The sequence below is a fragment of the Hallella seregens ATCC 51272 genome (assembly GCF_000518545.1).
GTDB classification, from domain to species: Bacteria; Bacteroidota; Bacteroidia; order Bacteroidales; family Bacteroidaceae; genus Prevotella; species Prevotella seregens.
This window is the reverse complement of the sequence record NZ_JADU01000001.1, coordinates 37,170-56,623: the sequence shown is the minus strand read 5'-3', so window position 1 is coordinate 56,623 and position 19,454 is coordinate 37,170. Positions and strand designations below refer to the sequence as shown.

10 protein-coding genes are annotated in these 19,454 nt (G+C 54.6%); all 10 read right to left on the bottom strand.

Features of this window, described 5'->3' with window-relative positions; all coding sequences use genetic code 11:
* Positions 1-456: 456 nt before the first annotated feature.
* Positions 457-651 (bottom strand): hypothetical protein, encoded by a 195-nt coding sequence (locus L888_RS0100255; RefSeq protein ID WP_027951426.1) that lies wholly within the window; start codon positions 649-651, stop codon positions 457-459.
* Positions 652-698: 47 nt separating this feature from the next.
* On the bottom strand, positions 699-2,744 hold the full coding sequence (locus tag L888_RS0100250; protein WP_027951425.1) for a hypothetical protein: 2,046 nt from the start codon (positions 2,742-2,744) through the stop codon (positions 699-701).
* Between the two features lie 250 nt (positions 2,745-2,994).
* A complete protein-coding gene (locus tag L888_RS0100245) occupies positions 2,995-5,022 on the bottom strand; it encodes a hypothetical protein (protein WP_027951424.1) in 2,028 nt (675 codons plus the stop codon).
* A 91-nt stretch (positions 5,023-5,113) separates the two neighbouring features.
* Positions 5,114-5,929, bottom strand: coding sequence for a cytochrome c biogenesis protein CcsA (gene ccsA / locus L888_RS0100240; protein ID WP_005844187.1), 816 nt, complete (start codon positions 5,927-5,929; stop codon positions 5,114-5,116).
* Positions 5,926-6,912, bottom strand: a complete 987-nt coding sequence (locus L888_RS0100235) for a cytochrome c biogenesis protein ResB (RefSeq protein WP_027951423.1) — start codon at positions 6,910-6,912, stop codon at positions 5,926-5,928. Before L888_RS0100235 ends, ccsA begins: the two co-directional genes overlap by 4 nt.
* Positions 6,913-7,144: 232 nt before the next feature.
* Positions 7,145-8,641, bottom strand: coding sequence for an ammonia-forming cytochrome c nitrite reductase (gene nrfA / locus L888_RS0100230; protein ID WP_005844191.1), 1,497 nt, complete (start codon positions 8,639-8,641; stop codon positions 7,145-7,147).
* A 45-nt stretch (positions 8,642-8,686) separates the two neighbouring features.
* Positions 8,687-9,289, bottom strand: a complete 603-nt coding sequence (gene nrfH / locus L888_RS0100225) for a cytochrome c nitrite reductase small subunit (RefSeq protein WP_027951422.1) — start codon at positions 9,287-9,289, stop codon at positions 8,687-8,689.
* Positions 9,290-9,390: 101 nt separating this feature from the next.
* Entirely contained in the window at positions 9,391-10,347 is a 957-nt protein-coding gene (locus L888_RS0100220; RefSeq protein WP_027951421.1) for a DUF6261 family protein, read from the bottom strand.
* A gap of 832 nt (positions 10,348-11,179) precedes the next feature.
* Positions 11,180-15,514 (bottom strand): DNA-directed RNA polymerase subunit beta', encoded by a 4,335-nt coding sequence (gene rpoC / locus L888_RS0100210; protein ID WP_027951420.1) that lies wholly within the window; start codon positions 15,512-15,514, stop codon positions 11,180-11,182.
* Positions 15,515-15,538: 24 nt separating this feature from the next.
* The gene (gene rpoB, locus L888_RS0100205) at positions 15,539-19,348 is read right to left on the bottom strand and encodes a DNA-directed RNA polymerase subunit beta (RefSeq protein ID WP_027951419.1); all 3,810 of its coding nucleotides are present in this window, start codon (positions 19,346-19,348) and stop codon (positions 15,539-15,541) included.
* Positions 19,349-19,454 lie beyond the last annotated feature (106 nt).

Sequence of the window (19,454 nt, the reverse complement as noted above, 5' to 3'; positions counted from 1 at the left end):
TCAAACGACACACAACGATTCCCTTCCTGAACACTGGTGGGTGCTCAGAATACCGCAACGAAAGCCCTAAGAAGTGCAACGAAAGCCCGCGCCTCAGAAAGACTAGTTGAGAGAGAGTTGTGTGTGTGTGTGTGTGTGTGTGTGTTAAGAAAATATCCGAACCCGCCAAACATTCACCGTTAAAAGGTGTAAAATCTTTCAAAGATTTTTGCACAACAGGGAAAAGGGCCCGATGTCTCATATTAACTAACACTGACTACAGATTTGAATAATTGATAATTTGGGTGCAAAAGTAGGAAAAAAGTCGCATACGGCAAAGCAGGGACATCGCTTTAACTATGCTTAACCCTATTTAATGAAAAAAATCTTGCAGTCACAGAGATAACGATGACGCGTCGAAAGTCACTACAATGGGACTTTCGACGCGTCATCGTTTGAGTATAAGGCCCGGCGGGACTATTCGTCCTCCTCGGACTCATCGCCCCAAATGCTGGAAGGCTTGGCGCCGACACCACCGGGAGTGGAGATAGGGGTGGAGCTGACATTCACCTGCGAAGACGGCTGGCCGGGGTCGAACGAGGCGGCGAGCATGGACTGCTCGGCGGCCATCTCTTTCACGCTGATACGGGGACTGATATATGACTTTTTCATTGCTCTGTATGGTTTAATGATGAATAAATGTTCGGTTTGCAACGGGCTTACTTCACGATGAACTTCTTGCCGCCCTTGATGACGATGCCCTTGTAGGCGGAATCCACCTGTTGGCCGGAGAGGTTGTAGACAGACTCTTCGCCGGCATGCGCCTTGGCCTGTACCTTGTCGAGGCCCGTGGTCTGGCCAAAGTCAACGGTCAGCTTGGCACCGGCCGCAGCAGCGATGTAGGCCTTGTTGGCGGGAATCTCCACATCGGCGGCCACCTTGGCAAAGCTCTGCTCACCCTTGACGAGGGCGTACTCGGCACCCGAAGCCTTGACGGCAACGGCAGCCGTGGCCTTGAGTTGGTTGGCCGAGAAATCGGCCACGGCCTCGCCACCAAAGGCCAGCGTCTTCTCGCCAGCCTCGGCACTGTATAGAATCACACCCGTGTTGGCCGGAACCACCTTGCCCTCGACCTTGACCAGCGTCACGCTGTTCTCGCCGATGGCCGTGGCGATGTAAATGGTCACGTCCTCAGGAACGGTCACTGCCTGGGCATTGCTGTAGGAAGCGAGCTTGGAAGCGGCAGGAATGGCGACCGTGGGAGCGGGCGTCTTGGCCAGGACCACATAGTCCATATAGACATTGGAGTTGTACTCCGTCGTGTTGTTCAGCACCAAGGAGCAGCCGGCAGGAATGACGATGCCCTCGGCGGTCATCACGCCGCTGCTGCGCGCAGCCCCCACGAGGCTCAGACCCGTTTCGGAAAGGTTGCCCTCGGCATCACGCGTGCAAATCTGGATGGTGCCGTCCGTGGAGTTCTGGTTCATGTAGGGCACGGCCAGGCTGTACACGCCCGCCGACTCAAATGCCGGTGTGCAGCAATAGGAATGGGCTCCCAGACGGGCGGCAGAGCCCGCAGAATACTTGGCGTCGTTCAGGGTGGCCACGGGAGCTCCGGCCGACCATGTCAGGGCAGAGCTCTCCACAAAGCATGCGATGTCTGCCTTTTCCGAATAAGCCACGGTCTTGTCCACCTCGCCCGAAACCGCCATGCTGTAGCTCGTTTCGTCGCATGCGTACCACTCGCCGTCGTGCTGCACATACTTGCTCCAGGCCACGGTGACGGCATCGTCGCCCTCGGTATAGCTGCCCGATGCTATGATGTCGCCAAAGCTGTTCTTGACAACGTAGGGAGAAACTTTGGGCAGACGGAGCTCCACGTTCAGCACGTTCTCGCCCTCGGCCAGCACCAAAGAGGTAGCGGCATCGTCGACGGCATAATATTTCTGCTCGCCTATCACCACGGGATTCTCGGCCGTCACCGTTGCTCCAACGGCGGCAGTGCCGTCCACATGGTTCAGCGTGGCGCCATTGTAGTTGTAGTTGATGGTATAGTTCACGGTCGTGACGCTCTGCGTCCGCTCGCTCACCAAGATGCTACGCAGCGAATTGCTGCTCGTAACCGTGCGGCCGCCACGCGTAAAGCCGATGCCCACCACGGTATAGCTGCCGTCGGGCTTGCTGAGCGTGCCGGCATCCGACTTGCCCGACGTGGACGCAATGGCATAGTCGATGGCTCCCGTGGCTTGATTGACGGTGACGTTCACTTTCCACCAGTAGTTGGAGCGGGTCTCCGCAGACAGGTGGGGCAGCTTGGTGAGGTTGGCCGCAACGCCGTCATCGCCAAGAGCAATGTACGCGGCCTTATCCTGGCCGCGCGACTCAATCTTGACGTCGCCCAGCTGCAGGAAGTTCCTGTTGCCCGAGCGGCCTGTCGAAGCTCCAGGAGCCCACACGGCCTCGAACGTCAGGATGGAATTGGCCGTAGGCGCAATGGTCACGGTGGAAGAGCCACTGCCGTTTTTGGGAGAGGTGTACTTGATGGCCTTGCCCTCCTCGGCCCAGGTCTCCAAACCGTCCGAGCTGCTGATGGCCCCAACCTCTTCGGCCGTGAGCGTGCTGCCCTCGCTGGTTGTCCATGCCTCGGTCTCAAGTGCAGTGCCCGTGGGTGTGCCATAATCCAGAAGCACCGTTTGGGCAAACGACGAAGCGCTTAGCATCAGGCCCGCAGCCACGAGCAGACTTTTCATGTAAATCTTTCTCATTTTGTTTAAGTTTTAGTTATGATTAGGGTTAATTCTCCATTCTGGTTTGCAAAGCAACGGAATGCTTTCATTTTGTTGTCTTTTTCATATATTCCGTAAATGTTTTGTAGATTGTGGTTTGTCCGCAAAGATAAGTAAAAGGAGGCAAACACAAAAGCGCATGCCTCCATTTTGGCAAAAAACGAATGGGAATACCAAAAAACAAAGTACAATCCATCTCTTAAGAGTGGACAAACGAACGCGATTACATTTACTGTCCCCCTACCAATTTCTCACACCTGATGGCGCGCCCATCGAGAGTGATGCCCTCGGCATATACCCGTATTTCCCTGCAAGTTGAGTTGTTATAGAACTCCACAGTTGCATTGCCCTCTGCATCTGTAGTCACTTGGGGATTCCAATAAAGTGTTCTGCGATTATCTTCCAAAGGATGATTCTCGGAATAGTTCGGAACAACAAAAGAGCGAGGATAGTCATAGCCATGTATTTTGGTATAACGAACGTCGGGGCTTTTATTGACGAAAGGAATTTTATTTTCCTCGTAGGGTATGACACACCAAATCATGGAGGGCACACGTTCACCTTGTTTGAACATGCCATGGTATGTCGCCCACTGAGTTCCATCCATATTATTATTGCGACCTTGCGTCTCGGCTGGCCTGTTGGCATAACTGAACGAATTGCAGATTTCCTTATCCGTGCGTATGACCAGCTCTTTATACTTCCCTATGAATTTAAAGAGAGGATGATCCTGCAGGGAATATTTCTTGGGAAGAGACGAGTCGCCCCCATACGGCTCATGCAGAAAGAGTAGACGAAAGGCCGTAAAAGGCAAGTGATAATGCTCAAGCACCCCCGTCACCAGACTAAAATACTCCTTCCCCGTCACGTAACTGGTTGCTGCTTCTTCGAGGTTGTCTATCTGCCACTCCATCTCTTCCAACAGGTCAATGTGCCGCAAGCTCCGATAAAGCGGCTTCCAACCGTAGTTGCGTTTTTTTTCTTTTACGACTACCTTGTCCATAAAATGTGTACTGTCATCCCATGACATTTCAGAAGTTCCGGCATCAGGATGGCTGTGCAAAAGAAGATCATAGTCTTCTTGCCCGTACTCCTTGGGCTTGGGACTGAACCATTTGTCTATGCGCATGGCCCGAGGCTCGTTGCGATTGTACTGACAGCGAAGCCGGGCTACCCCGTCTCCGTACACCTCTCCGAAATTATATGCAAAGCCTCCCTGCTCACTGGTGAAGCAGACATTCTGAGCTGTAACACTGTCATTGACGAAATCCATGAGTACATTTTCGTTGGCAACAGGTATGACCTTATTTTCAAGACAGGGCTCGTATGATTCCGCTTTCATCAGAGTCCCACGCAGGGAAATTCCGTATTCGGGCAGCAGCATCTTGTCGGGACGTTTCTGTTCGCTGATTCGTTCCGACAAAATCCATTGCGTGTTTTGAATAAAGTCCTTGGCAATGTCCGCATGCCGATTCGTCATCACCCGCCCTGCACCATCACTTACCGACAAAGAGAATGTCTGATGGGGTTCTCCATGAAAATGCAATCTCACCCTATCGAATGGATTTACACGCGAAGGCGCACTGTCGAGAGCCATCATGACAGGTGCATTTGCTTTGGCCTCTTTCAGCAAGACTTCTCTATCCTCCTTGGTCTCTATCTCTGCCTGCGCTTTTTTGGCCTCTCTCTGCTTGCGCACTTTCTTTTTGATGTCCCATGCCGGTCTTGTCCGCTTGTTGATGACCCGGTTTTCATAGTTTCCGCCAACCACTTGGTCAAAGATGGGTATCACCCGCGAATAGCAGTTCTCCTCCCAGTTGCACATGAATCTGGTGTAAGCCCTGACCTCAAACAGCCCGGACAGCATGGCAGGATCCAACGCCATGCACCCCGAAGCTCTTCCGTCCTCAATCTTGCATACCACTGTCTTGAGCACACTTCCCTCCGGCTCGAGCAATTCCACATACAGCACCTTGCTGAGCTTAGAGGGCCGATTGGTTCTTGCATCACTGACGTAAGCTGCAAACCACATCGTCTCTCCCAAGAAGTAGGCATCCTGGTCTATATGAAGATACACTTTCTCGTTGGCCATGCCTGGAACCACGCCAAGCATGGCCAGCAAAGCCAGAAACACCGTTTTTCTCCAGCATTCGCGCAACACGCTTTGTGGCAAATGTTTTAAAACAGATATTTTACTATTATGTTTCATTGACTGGCCATTCCCATTCAGGTTTGCAAAGTAACAGGAATCTTTCATTTTGCTAACTTTTTCGTATATTCAGTAAATGTCTTGTAGATTATAGTTTGTTTCTTAAAATGTGACATCGCACATCCAACATGGAAACAAATCATTGGCTATTATATGTATGGATGCTTGCGCCCTGCGCAGAAGGCAGATAATTGATGCCCCACCAGCACATTTGCAGCAAACAAAAAGAGAGGATGAGGATGCAAAGGGACAGGCGACGGCTATGATGGGGAATGAAACGATGGTGCATATAGAGCAGATAGGCAAACCATGTGATGGCAGCCCAAGTTTCTTTGGGATCCCATGCCCAGTAATGTCCCCACGCATCTTTGGCCCACAAAGCACCAAAAATCATGCCACACGAGAGGAATGCCCAACCTACAACCACCAAACCATCGATGGTTTTAAACGCCTCAGTGCAATTAATCCGCCCTGCCCAGCCCTGCTTTTTGGCACGATGGCCACGCCAAAGCAGCACGATGGCCATGAGCGTGGCCGCGCCAAACAGCGCATAGGCAAACATATAGACAATGACATGGGGGGCAAACCAGGCACTCTGCAACGCAGGCATCATGGCTTTCGTGTGGATTTCGGGTTTCAACAAATTGATGACAACAAACACTGTACTCATAATCGTGGAGAGCCCTACCATCCAACGATAGCGTGTGCGGGCATAAACGATGATGCCCGACAGTGCCAAGAAGAACGAATACCACAGGCGTGTTTCTCCCATGGTGCGCATGGGCGGGCGTGACAAGGTAATCCACATGAACACAATATACGTGAAAAACACGCACAAGCCAACAGCGGTCATCACCAAGGTGGGCACATATCGCTGTTTCCATGCCAAGAAAGCGCCACACACCCAACAGAAAATGGCCGACAAAGCAAAATAAGCAAACCAATCCCAAATCATAGCCAGTCCTCCCCTTTTTGACGATTCCCCAGTTGCTTTTCAAAGCGAAACAACATCAGGACAGCCCCCACGAGCAACACACCGATACCCACATAAACCACAGGCAGCCACGGTTCTTTCACCAACTGAAAAATACTCACATGGTAATTGTTGCCCATGCTGCCGTCATAACTATATTGATAAATCTTCCATCCCGCAATCGTGGCGGGCTTGTTCACTTCGATTGTGGTCTGCAGGGATTCGCCTTCTTGGGTATAAATGTCCACCTTGCTGGCATAACGCTTCGGTGTCGGCATCTTCATGAGTTCCGTCTTGCCGCTATCAACCCTTACTTTTTGCAGTTCGGCTGGATATTCTTCGAGAATAAACTGGTTGAGCTGAATGGCTATGGGCAGTTCTACCACATGGCCTTGCGCATCGACTGCGCGCCACTCGGGCGTGTCTTTCACACAATACATCTTCAGTTCCTGCACATCGGCCGCCCCCAATGTGCCGCAGAGCAGCACTACAAAGAGCCCCAAATGGCAAAGCAAGCTCGGCAGCTTACCACCTTTGAACGTAGCGACTTGCTGCAAGGCAGCGAGTCCAACGATGGTGGTGAGCCACAAATAAGCCAACACAAAAGGCCACGACGAGAGCATTTGCGTGAGGCCCAAGGAATCGACATGAGGAACATCGCCCGTGGTTTGACGCGTGACACCCATTAAAATCGTCAGCACAACCACATAGAAAAAGGCACTGGCAGCGGCTTTTGCGGTGAGGAGAAAGCGAATGGGATAGCTCTTTTGACGAAGCAGAAAGAGCAAAACAAGGAAACAGAGATAAACAATCAATGCGACAGCATTAACAGGAAAGGCAAACAGCACCCACCGAACTCCTCCCGTGGCAAGCTGAAGGAGCAGGCCGGTAACGACAAGACCAAGGCCGATGAACAGCCCTTCACGAAAGGTCCATGGTTGAGTCCACGTTGGCGTTTTGTTCATAGGGTATCGCTCTCCAAACAAAAATATGAATTGCGGCAGAAAGTAGTGCGTCTTTGTATCAACACGTACCATTTATATAGGAATATGGCACAACTCGCTGATCCACTTCTACAGCAACGGTCAAGATTGTTTTGTTATAGTAAACTCCGCTGCTAAAGTTTGTAGAGCTAACATAACCCTGCGTGCTTCAGTCAGCGGAATTAATTTAAACCTATTAATATAAAGAGAAATATTATATAGGCTGGGTGATAAATCGCTTGTTTTCTTTGGCCTTTTTTACCCATTGGGGCACGACGGTGTCAAGGAAGCGCTCTTTCTTATCATGTAAAGCCTTCGGGTCAAGACCAATATAGCGCTGTGCTTTCTCCTTGGTAGATACGTCTGGGATAGGAATTTGCCCGGTAAATCCATGTTTGGCTACCACACGTGTTATCTCTACCTGTGCATCTTTGGCATAGTTCATGGCATTGGCCAATAGCCGCATTACCTCTTGGGGTGCATGGAATGCTGCACCGTGGCTGGCCAACGAGTAGTCCCAACGCCACTGTGCCTTGCGAATATCACTAAGGGCCTTAGCCATCTCCTTCTCTGCGGCACCATGCTTCCAAGCAAACTCGGCCTGCAAATGGCTCAGTGCCAGCTCGCGGTTCACTTTCACTGCGAAGTCGTAAACTTTCTTCTGGCGGTCGTAAACATTCTGCCGAAGCGTCTCGGCATCCTGGCGATGGCAGGTCTGGCATGTGCGATCAATCTTGGCCAATGGACTCTGCACATGGTGATCGGTGAATTTGATGCCACCCTGCTGCATGTAAGGCATGTGGCAGTCGGCGCAACTCAATCCGCGCTGCCCATGAATGCCTTGCTTGAAAAGTTCGTAACCGGGATGCTGTGCCTTAAGGATTTTAGCCTTTGACAGCGGGTGGATGTAGTCATAGAAGCCGATGCTGTCATAATAAGCCTCGGCAGCCTCACAGGTGAGTCCTTTGTCTTGCGGAAACTTGAGATACTGATGGTTGTCTTTTTCAAAATAATACTCGGTGTGGCATTGCGCGCAAACCAACGACCGCATCTCTTGATGGCTGGCCTTGGTTACATCTTTCCCTGCACGTTTCCAAGCCTCATAGAGTGCCGGACGTGCAGGCTTCAAATCCATTGTGCGTGCATCGTGGCAGTCTGAGCAACCCACGGTATTCATCACTTCGGGTCCCCAGTCGCTCCATTTTGCACCATAGAAAGCAGCCAATCCTTTCTCACGCATGAGCCTTGGCACATCAGGGCCCTTGCAAGTCCAGCAGGTTCCAGGCTGAATGTCGCCCTCGCCATCAATGCCGGGGTTGCCTGTACGCAAGATTCTGCGTAAATCTTCGATGGCATGTCGGTGGCCTCGTGGCGTGTTATAGCCTCTTGAGAAAGCATACCCCGCCCAAATAATCACGATGTCGGGATAGGCTTCAAGAATATCCCGTTCCTGCGAGCTGTTATACATGCTCCTGAAAGTCGTGTCTTCGGTTTGCGCCCAAGTCTCATATTCATGCGGGAAGTCGTCTTTAAACTTCTCGTTTTGGGCGACTATCGAGTCGGTCATCGGCGTGCGTCGGTTGTTAAATACACTGGCAACCTCTGCCCTGCGCTCCAAAAGCGAGAAGCACACAAGGCCCAACACAAACACAATCACCATGGAACCGCCAAAGAGCATCCATCCTTTCCATTTGCCTAATTGCTTTGCCATATTCTTTGGATTTAAAATTTTGCAATATTGTTGTTGAATTGAATCCTAATGCCCCAAGGCCTTTTGCAACCACTCCGGCACAGGGTTTGGTGGGAGCGGCACTTGGCTTTCGGCATTTGGAGTCTTGGCCAATCCGTTCATTCCACCATGAGGTACATTGCGATGACAGTCCCAACAAGCCAAGCCTTCGCCACGTTTAGCCTGCATATAAGTGATGCGCCCGGTCTTGACAAACTCCTGATTGAGCTGCGCATGACACCGGATGCAGTTGTCCATGATGACATTGGCCGATCCGCTTTCAGCCATAATGGCCTGACTTTCGGAATTGGTCACAAAATAAGCCACATGCTTCATCCCATCCATCCCCTTGAAGAAATACTTCTTGAAGATGTTCTGATGGGGCACGTGGCAATCATTACAGGTGGCATCTCGTCCATGTGACGAATGTGCCCATGTGGCATAATAGGGCGACATGATATGGCAATTCACACAAGCTCCCGGATCGTCACCCGCAACATAGGTGTGTAAACGCAACATATAGGCAAACAACAAACCCAAGCCCATTATCGTTCCGCCCACGACAACTCCTGTAACCTTCTGCCGATAGGTTAGCGTTATTTTCCAATGCAACAGCTTACGTAAATTCATATGTTTGATGAATAGATGTGTTGCAAAATTAACCATTTTCAAGAAACAACATGTCACGAAATTAGAAAAGCTCCTCATTTGTGAGGAGCTTTATACTTTTTCTACTTCACGCCGCCCGGCTTGCCGGCCCCGGCCACGTAGTCGACCTTGGCCAGCCGGTCGCCGTCGATCTTCACCCAGACGAACTTGTCGGGGTTGCCGTCCACGTAGAGCAGGTAGAGCTTCGTGCCGTCGAGCAGCTTGGCCGTGTGGCCGGCATACGAGAGCGTGCCGGCGGCGAGGCCCTGCGCCGTCTCGAACGCGGGGATGAGGCGGGCGAGCTGCCCCTTGGCCGACGAGGGGCCGGGAGCCGGCTTCTTGCCGGAGGCCAGCACTTCCTGCTTGTAGCGGGTGATGAGCTCGTTCATGAAGTCGATGAACGCGTCGTAGTCGGGCGTGGCGCTGAGCAGGGCCAGTGCGTTCACCGTCTTGACCACCATGCGGTAGGTCTCGTCCGTGGCCATGCGGGCCTTTCGCAGGGCGCCGAGCACCTGCTCGGCCTTGTGCTCGGTGCGCTCCACCAGCAGGCTCTCCACCTTGGCATTGGCCGCTTTCAGGGCGGTGATGTAGGGCGTCAGCCCGAGCTTCGTCACCTGCGCCGCGTATTTTTTCTCACAGTCCTGCACCAGGTTGGTGATGAGGCCCGTCTCGCGCTCCAGCTGCATGTCGGGGTCTATCCTGTAGTCTTTCAGGTCTTGTAACAGCTCCTTGGCGGCCTTGGCCATGTCGGGCACGGGCATGTTCAGGAATCCTTTCACCGCCGCGCGGTAGCCCGAGAAGAGCGTGTCGCGCTCGCGGTCGGCAGTGGCGATGTCGTCGGTGAGTAGGCTCTTCTGCGAGAGGGCCAGGCAGCGGTCCTCCTCCTTGATGGCAGCCAGAAAGGCTTCGACCGCTTTCTTGGCCAGGTTGTTGTTAACAATGACATCCTCTTGCTCCACACGCGTGCCCACGGTCTTGACGAACTGGAAATGCGCGCCGTTGTTCATTCTCGACAGGTCAATGTTTGCAATTTCTTTCATTTTTTCAGTAGTTTAAGTTATACATTCACCGGCGTTTGCCGATGTTTTCTTCCATTTGTCTGCCATGCCCTTGTTGCTTCCCGCAAGTTTCAAATCCTTTCCTTTCATGCTTGCGGGGCTTCCGCAAGCCCTCCGGCGTTACTTTTCTTCCTTGCGGGACTTCCCAAAGGCCTCAAAGGCTTTCCCTTGACGCTTGCGGGAACCCCGCAAGCCCTCCGGCGTTGTTTTTCTTCCTTGCGGAACTTCCCAAAGGCCTCAAAGGCTTTCCCTTGACGCTTGCGGGAACCCCGCAAGCCCTCCGGCATTGTTTTTCTTCCTTGCGGGACTTCCCGAAAGCCTCAAAGGCTTTCCCTTGACGCTTGCGGGAACCCCGCAAACCCTCCGGCGTTGTTTTTCTTCCTTGCGGAACTTCCCAAAGGCCTCAAAGGCTTTCCCTTGACGCTTGCGGGAACCCCGCAAGCCCTCCAGCGTTGTTTTTCTTCCTTGCGGAACTTCCCAAAGGCCTCCCGGCATCTTCCTACACGGTGTTGCGGAACCGCACGCACGCAAGCGGCATCGACACGGCAAATATAGCAAAAAATGTTTGCATTTTCCCGTATGCTGAAAGAAAAATCGGGTTTTCGGGCCGTTTTCTTATGAACCGCGGTCGTGTCCCATGGCCCATGCCTGTCCCAACGCCATGATGGGCAACATCGAGGAGGCGGGCAACAATGCCACCAAGGGCAACATTGGGGGGAGGCGGGCAAGAACGGGGTGCCGCCACGAAAAAACGAGAGGCCGCAGCCCTCTGCAGGGTTGCGGCCTCTCGCATTGAAATGTATGTCGGATCAATTTACTCGGCTGCCACCGGGTCGGCATAGTCGAGCACGTTCTTCTTGTTGGCCTCCATGCGCTCGTATTCCTCCTTGGAACCGACGATGAGCCGATCCCACTGGCGCATGCCCGTGCCGGCGGGGACGAGGTGGCCGCAAATCACGTTCTCCTTCATGCCCTCCAGATGGTCTATCTTGCCACGGATGGCAGCCTCGTTGAGCACCTTGGTGGTCTCCTGGAAGGAGGCGGCGCTCATGAAGCTCTTGGTGCCGAGGGCGGCACGCGTGATGCCCTGGAGAATCTGGGTGGACGTGGCGGGCACGGCCTCGCGCACCTGAACGGGCTTGAGGTCGCGGCGCTTCAGGCAGGAGTTCTCGTCGCGCAGCTTGCGGGCCGTCACAATCTGGCCTTTCTGGAGCGTGTCGGAATCGCCGGCGTCGATGACCACCTTCTTGCCCCAGATGCGGTCGTTCTCTTCGCCGAAGTCGAGCTTGTCGACGAGCTGCTGCTCCAGGAAGATGGTGTCGCCCGGGTCATCGATGCGCACCTTGCGCATCATCTGGCGCACGATGATCTCGAAGTGCTTGTCGTTGATCTTCACACCCTGCAGTCGGTACACGTTCTGCACCTCGTTGACGATGTACTCCTGCACGGCCGTGGGGCCCTGGATGGCCAGGATGTCGCTCGGCGTGACCTCACCGTCGGAGAGTGCGGTGCCGGCCCGCACGGCGTCGTGCTCCTGCACCAGAATCTGGCGCGACAGGGGCACGAGATACTTGCGCTGCTCGGCCGTCTTGGAGGTGACGACAATCTCGCGGTTGCCACGCTTGAGCTTGCCCATGGACACCTCGCCGTCGATCTCGGAAACCACGGCGGGGTTGGACGGGTTGCGGGCCTCGAAGAGCTCGGTGACACGGGGCAGACCACCGGTGATGCCACCGGCGCTGAACACCGAACGGGAGATGCGCACCAGCGTGGTGCCGGTGGCGATGGTCTGGCCGTCCTCGATGTTGGCGATATGGCCGCCCACGGGGAAGTTGTAGGTGCCGAGCACCTCACCCTTGGCGTCGAGCACGTCGACCATGGGCACGGCGTTGTGGTCGCGCGACTCGATGATGATGCGCTCGGTCATGCCCGAGGTCTCGTCGGTCTCGGCCTTGTAGGTGGAGCCCTCGACCACGTTGCGGAAACGGAGCGTACCGGCATATTCACTGACAATCACGGCATTGAACGGGTCCCACTTGCACACCACGTCGCCCTTCTTCACCACGTCGTTGTTGCCGAAGAACAGGGAGCTGCCGTAGGGCACGTTGTGGGTGGCCATGGCGATGCCCGTGTTGGGGTCGATGAACTGGACCTCGGCCAGACGGCTCACCACCATCTGACAGTCCACCTCGGTCTCGCCCGACTTGTCCACATAGGGAACGGTGCGCAGACCGTCGAACTTCAGGCGGGCGTCGTACTTGGAACGGATGCTGGCATTGGCCGCGGCATTCTCGGCCACACCGCCGGAGTGGAAAGTGCGGAGCGTGAGCTGCGTGCCCGGCTCGCCGATGGCCTGGGCGGCAATGACGCCGACGGCCTCGCCCATCTGCACCATCTTCGAGGTGGCCAAGTTGCGGCCGTAGCACTTGCGGCAGACGCCTTTCTTGCTCTCGCAGGTGAGCACCGAGCGAATCTCGACCATCTCGATCTGTGCGTCTTCGATGGCCTGGGCCTTGGGCTCGGTAATCTCTTCGCCGGCCTGCACAATCACCTCGTTGGTGTGGGGATTGATCACGTCGTGGACGGAGACACGGCCGAGGATGCGCTCGGACAGCATGGAGATGACCTCGTCGCCATCCTTCAGGGCACGGCACTCCAGGCCACGCAGCGTGCCGCAGTCTTCCTCGTTGATGATGACGTCGTGCGACACGTCGACCAGACGGCGGGTGAGATATCCGGCGTCGGCCGTCTTCATGGCGGTGTCGGCCAGACCCTTGCGGGCGCCATGAGAGGCGATGAAGTACTCCTGCACGGACATGCCCTCCTTGAGGTTGTTCAGAATGGGGTTCTCAATGATGGAGTTGCCCTCGGCACCGGCTTTCTGCGGCTTGGCCATCAGGCCGCGCATGCCGGCAAGCTGGGCAATCTGGTCGGCAGAGCCTCGGGCACCGGAGTCGAGCATCATGTACACGGCATTGAAGCCCTGGTCGGCCTCGGTCATGTGCTTCATGACGGCCTTCTTCAGCCTATCGTTGACGTGGGTCCAGGCGTCGATGACCTGGTTGTAACGCTCCTTGTCGGTGATGAGACCCATGTCGAAGTTGGAGGTCACCTCGTCGACCTCGTCCTGACCTTTCTGCACAATCTCCGTCTTTTCTTCAGGCACGATGATGTCGTCGAGGTTGAACGAAAGGCCGGCCACATAAGACATGCGGTAACCCAGGTTCTTGATGCCGTCGAGGAACGAGCAGGCGCGGGCCATGCCCACGGAAGTGATCACACTGGCAATCAGGCCGCGGAGCGACTTCTTGGAGATAACCCCGTTGAAGAAGCCTATCTCGGAGGGGATGATGCCGTTGACAATGATGCGGCCCACGGAGGTCTCGACCATGTGGCGGACGGGCTTGCCGTCGATCACGTCGTCGACCATGCACTTCACCTGGGCGTGCTCGTCGCAGCGTCCCTCGTTGTGGGCGATGATGGCTTCTTCGGGGCCGTAGAACGTGAGTCCCTCGCCCTTGGCGCCCGGACGAATCTTGGTGATGTAGTACAGACCGAGCACCATGTCCTGCGAAGGAACGGTGACGGGTGCGCCGTTGGCCGGGTTGAGGATGTTGTGGCTCTGGAGCATCAGCACCTGGGCCTCGAGCACAGCCTCGTTGCTCAGGGGCAGATGGACGGCCATCTGGTCGCCGTCGAAGTCGGCGTTGAACGGCGTGCAGGCCAGCGGATGAAGCTGGATGGCCTTGCCCTCGATGAGCTTGGGCTGGAACGCCATCACCGACAGACGGTGCAGCGTGGGGGCACGGTTGAGAAGCACGGGATGGCCTTTCATCACATTCTCCAGAATGTCCCAGATGACCGGTTCGCGACGGTCCACGATCTTCTTGGCGCTCTTCACGGTCTTCACAATGCCGCGCTCGATGAGCTTGCGGATGATGAACGGCTTGTAGAGCTCGGCTGCCATCAGCTTGGGCAGACCGCACTCGCCCATCTTCAGCTCGGGACCCACGACGATGACCGAACGGGCGGAATAGTCCACACGCTTGCCAAGCAGGTTCTGACGGAAACGTCCCTGCTTGCCCTTGAGAGAATCGGAGAGCGACTTGAGCGGACGGTTGGACTCGCTCTTCACGGCACTGGCCTTGCGGCTGTTGTCGAAGAGGGAATCAACGGCCTCCTGAAGCATGCGCTTCTCGTTGCGGAGAATGACCTCGGGGGCCTTGATCTCCATGAGGCGCTTCAGACGGTTGTTGCGGATGATGACGCGGCGATAGAGGTCGTTCAGGTCGGACGTGGCGAAACGGCCGCCGTCCAGCGGAACGAGCGGACGCAGTTCGGGCGGGATGACCGGAATAATCTTCATAATCATCCACTCGGGCTTGTTCACGGCCGTGGAGCTGCGGAATGCCTCGACCACTTGCAGACGCTTCAAGGCCTCGGTCTTGCGCATCTGGCTGGAGTCGTTGTTGGCGCGGTCGCGAAGCTCATAGCTCAGCGAGTCGAGGTCGAGGTCGCCCAGCAGGTCGAGCACCGCCTCGGCACCCATCTTGGCCACAAACTTGTTGGGGTCGGAATCCTCCAGCAAATCGTTGTTGGGGTCGAGCTTGTTGTCTATGATGTCGATGTACTCGTCCTCGGACAGCAGGTCGAACTTGTGGGAACCGTTCAGGTCCTCCACGCCGTCTATATCCTTGGCACCAGCCAGCACACCCGGCCGGATGACGATGTACTTCTCATAATAGATGACGGAATCGAGCTTCTTGGTGGGCAAGCCCAGCAGATAGCCTATCTTGTTGGGCAAAGAACGGAAATACCAGATGTGGGCCACGGGCACGACCAGCTCGATATGTCCGCTGCGCTCGCGACGCACCTTTTTCTCTGTCACCTCCACACCGCAACGGTCGCAGACGATACCCTTGTAACGGATGCGCTTGTACTTGCCACAGGCGCACTCATAGTCCTTGGTGGGACCGAAAATCTTCTCGCAGAAGAGACCGTCGCGCTCGGGCTTGTAGGTACGGTAGTTAATCGTCTCAGGCTTGGTGACCTCACCAAACGAATTTTCCTTAATCTCTTCCGGAGAGGCAAGAGTAATGGTAATCTTGGTGAAATTAGTCTTTACCTTTGTATCTTTTTTGAAAGCCATATTTCTAACTGTTCAATATTCTTATTAATCCAACTTCACGCTCAGTCCAAGGCCGCGGAGCTCATGGAGAAGCACATTGAGAGATTCGGGGATGCCAGGAGTGGGCATGGGGTCGCCCTTCACGATGGACTCGTAGGCCTTGGAACGGCCGGTCACGTCATCACTCTTGAGGGTGAGCATCTCCTGCAGCACATGGCTGGCACCGAAGCCTTCAAGGGCCCAGACCTCCATCTCTCCGAAACGCTGGCCGCCGAACTGCGCCTTACCGCCGAGCGGCTGCTGCGTGATGAGCGAGTACGGGCCGATGGAACGCGCGTGCATCTTGTCCTCCACCATGTGGCCGAGCTTCAGGAAGTAGGTGACACCCACCGTGGCCGGCTGGTCGAAACGCTCGCCCGTCTCACCATCGTAGATATAGGTGGAACAGAGATTGGGCAGGCCTGCCTTGGTGGTCCATTCTTTCAGGTCGTCGAGCTTGGCACCATCGAAAATCGGAGTGGCAAACTTCTTGCCGAGCCTACGGCCGGCGGCGCCAAGAATAGCCTCGAAGATCTGCCCGAGATTCATACGCGAAGGCACGCCCATGGGGTTAAGCACCAAGTCTACGGGACGGCCATCCTCCAGGAACGGCATGTCCTCCGCACGTACAATCTTGGACACAATGCCCTTGTTGCCATGGCGACCGGCGAGCTTGTCGCCCACCTGAATCTTGCGCTTCTTGGCAATGTACACCTTGGCCATCTTGAGCACGCCGGAGGGCAGCTCGTCGCCGATGGTGATTGCAAACTTGCGACGGTTCAGCTCGGCAGCCTGCTGCTTGGCCTTGTGGATATAGTTCATGATGAGCTTCTGTATCATGCCGTTGGTGTGGTCGTCGTCGGTCCATCCGTTGCTTTGGATGCCGTCGTACTCCAAGTTCTTGAGTGCTGCCACCGTGAATTTGCTGCCCTTGGTGATAATCTCGGCATCGGTGTAGTCCTTGACGCCCTGGCAGGTCTTGTCTTCGGTCAGGGTGAGCAGCTTGTCCACAAGCATGTTCTTCAGCTCGTCGCCCTTGGCCTCATACTCCTCGTCGATCTTCTGAAGCAACACCTTGTCCTGACGCTTCGACTCGCGGGTCTTCTCGGCACGTGCAAAGAGTTTCTTGTCGATAACGACACCGCTCAGTGACGGGTTGGCCTTGAGTGAAGAATCCTTCACGTCGCCGGCCTTGTCGCCGAAGATGGCGCGGAGCAACTTCTCCTCGGGCGAGGGGTCGCTCTCGCCCTTGGGCGAAATCTTGCCAATCATGATGTCGCCCGGTTCGACACGGGCTCCCACACGGATGATACCGTTGTCGTCAAGGTCCTTGGTGGCTTCCTCGCTCACATTGGGAATGTCGCTGGTGAACACTTCCACGCCGCGCTTGGTCTCGCGCACGTCGAGCGAATACTCGTCCACATGCACGGAGGTAAGCACGTCCTCACGTACCATGCGCTCTGAGATAACCACGGCATCCTCATAGTTGTAGCCCTTCCATGGCATGTAGGCCACGAGCAGGTTGCGGCCCAAGGCAAGCTCGCCGTTCTCGGTGGCATAGCCCTCGGTGAGAATGTCGCCCTTCTTCACACGCTGGCCTTTGCTGCAAATCGGACGCAGGTCAATGGTCATGTTCTGGTTGGTGCGACGGAATTTCGGTATGCGGTATTCTTTCAAGGCCGGCTCGAAGCTGACGAATTCATCTTCCTCGGTACGGTCGTACAAGATACGGATGGTTGTGGCGTCCACGTATTCGATGACACCTTCGCCCTCGGCCGTAATCATTGTGCGGCTGTCTTCGCAGACTTGTTTCTCCAGTCCGGTACCCACAATGGGGGCGTCATTGTGCAACAAAGGCACAGCCTGACGCATCATGTTGCATCCCATCAAGGCTCGGTGACCGTCGTCATGCTCCAAGAACGGAATCAAGCTGGCACTGACAGAAGCAATCTGCTGGGGAGACACGTCCATGAGATTCACCTCATCCGGATTCACCACAGGGAAGTCGGCTGCAAAACGGCAATGCACGAAACTACGGATGAAACTACCGTCGGAATTCAGCGGTGCATTGCCCTGTGCAATCAACTTGCCCTCCTCTTCCTCGGCCGTGAGATAGACCACGTCGTCATTGTTCAAATCAACCGTGGAATCGGCGACTTTGCGGTATGGGGTCTCGATGAAGCCAAGTTCGTTGATGGTGGCATACACACAGAGCGAGGAAATCAAGCCGATGTTCGGGCCTTCGGGCGACTCGATGGGACACAGACGGCCGTAATGGGTGTAGTGCACATCGCGCACCTCGAAGCCGGCACGCTCACGAGAAAGACCGCCCGGGCCCAGGGCGGAAAGACGACGCTTGTGTGTCACCTCTGCCAGCGGGTTGGTCTGATCCATGAACTGACTCAGCGGGTTGGTTCCGAAGAATGAGTTGATAACACTGGAGATGGTCTTGGCATTGATGAGGTCGGTCGGGGTGAACACCTCATTGTCGCGCACGTTCATACGCTCGCGAATGGTGCGGCTCATTCGGGCAAGTCCGATTGAGAACTGGTTGGCCAACTGCTCGCCCACCGTGCGGACACGGCGGTTAGACAGGTGGTCAATATCATCAACCGTTGCATTGGAGTTGATGAGCTTGATGAGATACTTGATAATCTCAATAATATCCTCCTTGGTCAGCACGCGCGTGTCCATGTCGATGTTCTCGCCCAACTTCCTGTTGATGCGATAACGTCCAACCTCACCGAGGTCGTAGCGCTTGTCCGAGAAAAACAGGTTCTGGAACACCTCGCGTGCGCTGGCATCATCTGCCGGGTCGGCATTGCGCAGTTGGCGATAGATGTAGTTCACTGCCTCACGCTCGGAGTTACTGGTATCTTTCTTCAGAGTCTCGAAGATAATATCGAATTTGCTGGCAGCCTCGGCATCCTTGTGCACAAGCACGGTAGAGGTTCCACTCCCAAGGATTTCCTCGAAATTCTCCTCATTGATTTCCGTCTCACGCTCAAGAATCACCTCATTGCGCTCAACAGTCACCACCTCACCCGTGTCCTCGTCTACGAAATCTTCATTCCAGCTTTTCAGCACGCGTGCAGCAAGTTTGCGGCCGACAAGTTCCTTACGGTTTTTCTTGTTGACCTTAATTTCCTCTGCAAGATCGAAAATCTGAAGAATTTCCTTGTCGCTCTCATAACCGATGGCACGAAGAAGTGTTGTAACCGGCAACTTCTTCTTGCGATCGATGTAAGCATACATCACATTATTAATATCAGTGGCAAACTCTATCCAGGAACCCTTGAACGGAATAATGCGCGCACTGTAGAGCACGGTACCGTTGGCATGAACGCCTTGGCCGAAGAAAACACCCGGCGAGCGATGGAGCTGGGCCACAACAACACGCTCGGCACCATTGATGATAAAGGTGCCGTTGTCCGTCATGTAGGGAATCGTTCCCAAGAAAACATCCTGAATGAACGTGCCGAAATCCTCATGCTCAGGATCCGTGCAGTAAAGTTTCATCTTGGCCTTCAAGGGTACGCTGTACGTCAGTCCGCGCTCCAAACACTCGTCGATAGTGTAGCGCGGCGGATCAATATAGTAATCCAAGAACTCAAGAACAAAATTATTACGCGTGTCGGTGATAGGGAAGTTCTCTGCGAACACCTTATACAGACCGTCATTCTTGCGTTCCTCAGGCGGAGTATCTAACTGCAGGAAATCTTTGAACGACTTCAGCTGAACATCCAAAAAATCCGGGTAGGGATACGGATTCTGAACGCTGGCAAAGTTTTCTCTGTTATTAATAATGTTTGACATAAATGATAATTATTGGTATAATACCTACTGCCCCTATCGGGCATAAAAGAGAAAAAACTATAAAGACACAAAAAAGTTAGGACTTACCGACTGGGCAAATCCTAAC

Bases quoted from the DNA above. Each gene is read 5' to 3' on its own strand.
- L888_RS0100255 (WP_027951426.1), bottom strand. From the start codon at position 651: ATGAAAAAGTCATATATCAGTCCCCGTATCAGCGTGAAAGAGATGGCC.
- L888_RS0100250 (WP_027951425.1), bottom strand. From the start codon at position 2,744: ATGAGAAAGATTTACATGAAAAGTCTGCTCGTGGCTGCGGGCCTGATG.
- L888_RS0100245 (WP_027951424.1), bottom strand. From the start codon at position 5,022: ATGAAAGATTCCTGTTACTTTGCAAACCTGAATGGGAATGGCCAGTCA.
- ccsA (WP_005844187.1), bottom strand. From the start codon at position 5,929: ATGATTTGGGATTGGTTTGCTTATTTTGCTTTGTCGGCCATTTTCTGT.
- L888_RS0100235 (WP_027951423.1), bottom strand. From the start codon at position 6,912: ATGAACAAAACGCCAACGTGGACTCAACCATGGACCTTTCGTGAAGGG.
- nrfA (WP_005844191.1), bottom strand. From the start codon at position 8,641: ATGGCAAAGCAATTAGGCAAATGGAAAGGATGGATGCTCTTTGGCGGT.
- nrfH (WP_027951422.1), bottom strand. From the start codon at position 9,289: ATGAATTTACGTAAGCTGTTGCATTGGAAAATAACGCTAACCTATCGG.
- L888_RS0100220 (WP_027951421.1), bottom strand. From the start codon at position 10,347: ATGAAAGAAATTGCAAACATTGACCTGTCGAGAATGAACAACGGCGCG.
- rpoC (WP_027951420.1), bottom strand. From the start codon at position 15,514: ATGGCTTTCAAAAAAGATACAAAGGTAAAGACTAATTTCACCAAGATT.
- rpoB (WP_027951419.1), bottom strand. From the start codon at position 19,348: ATGTCAAACATTATTAATAACAGAGAAAACTTTGCCAGCGTTCAGAAT.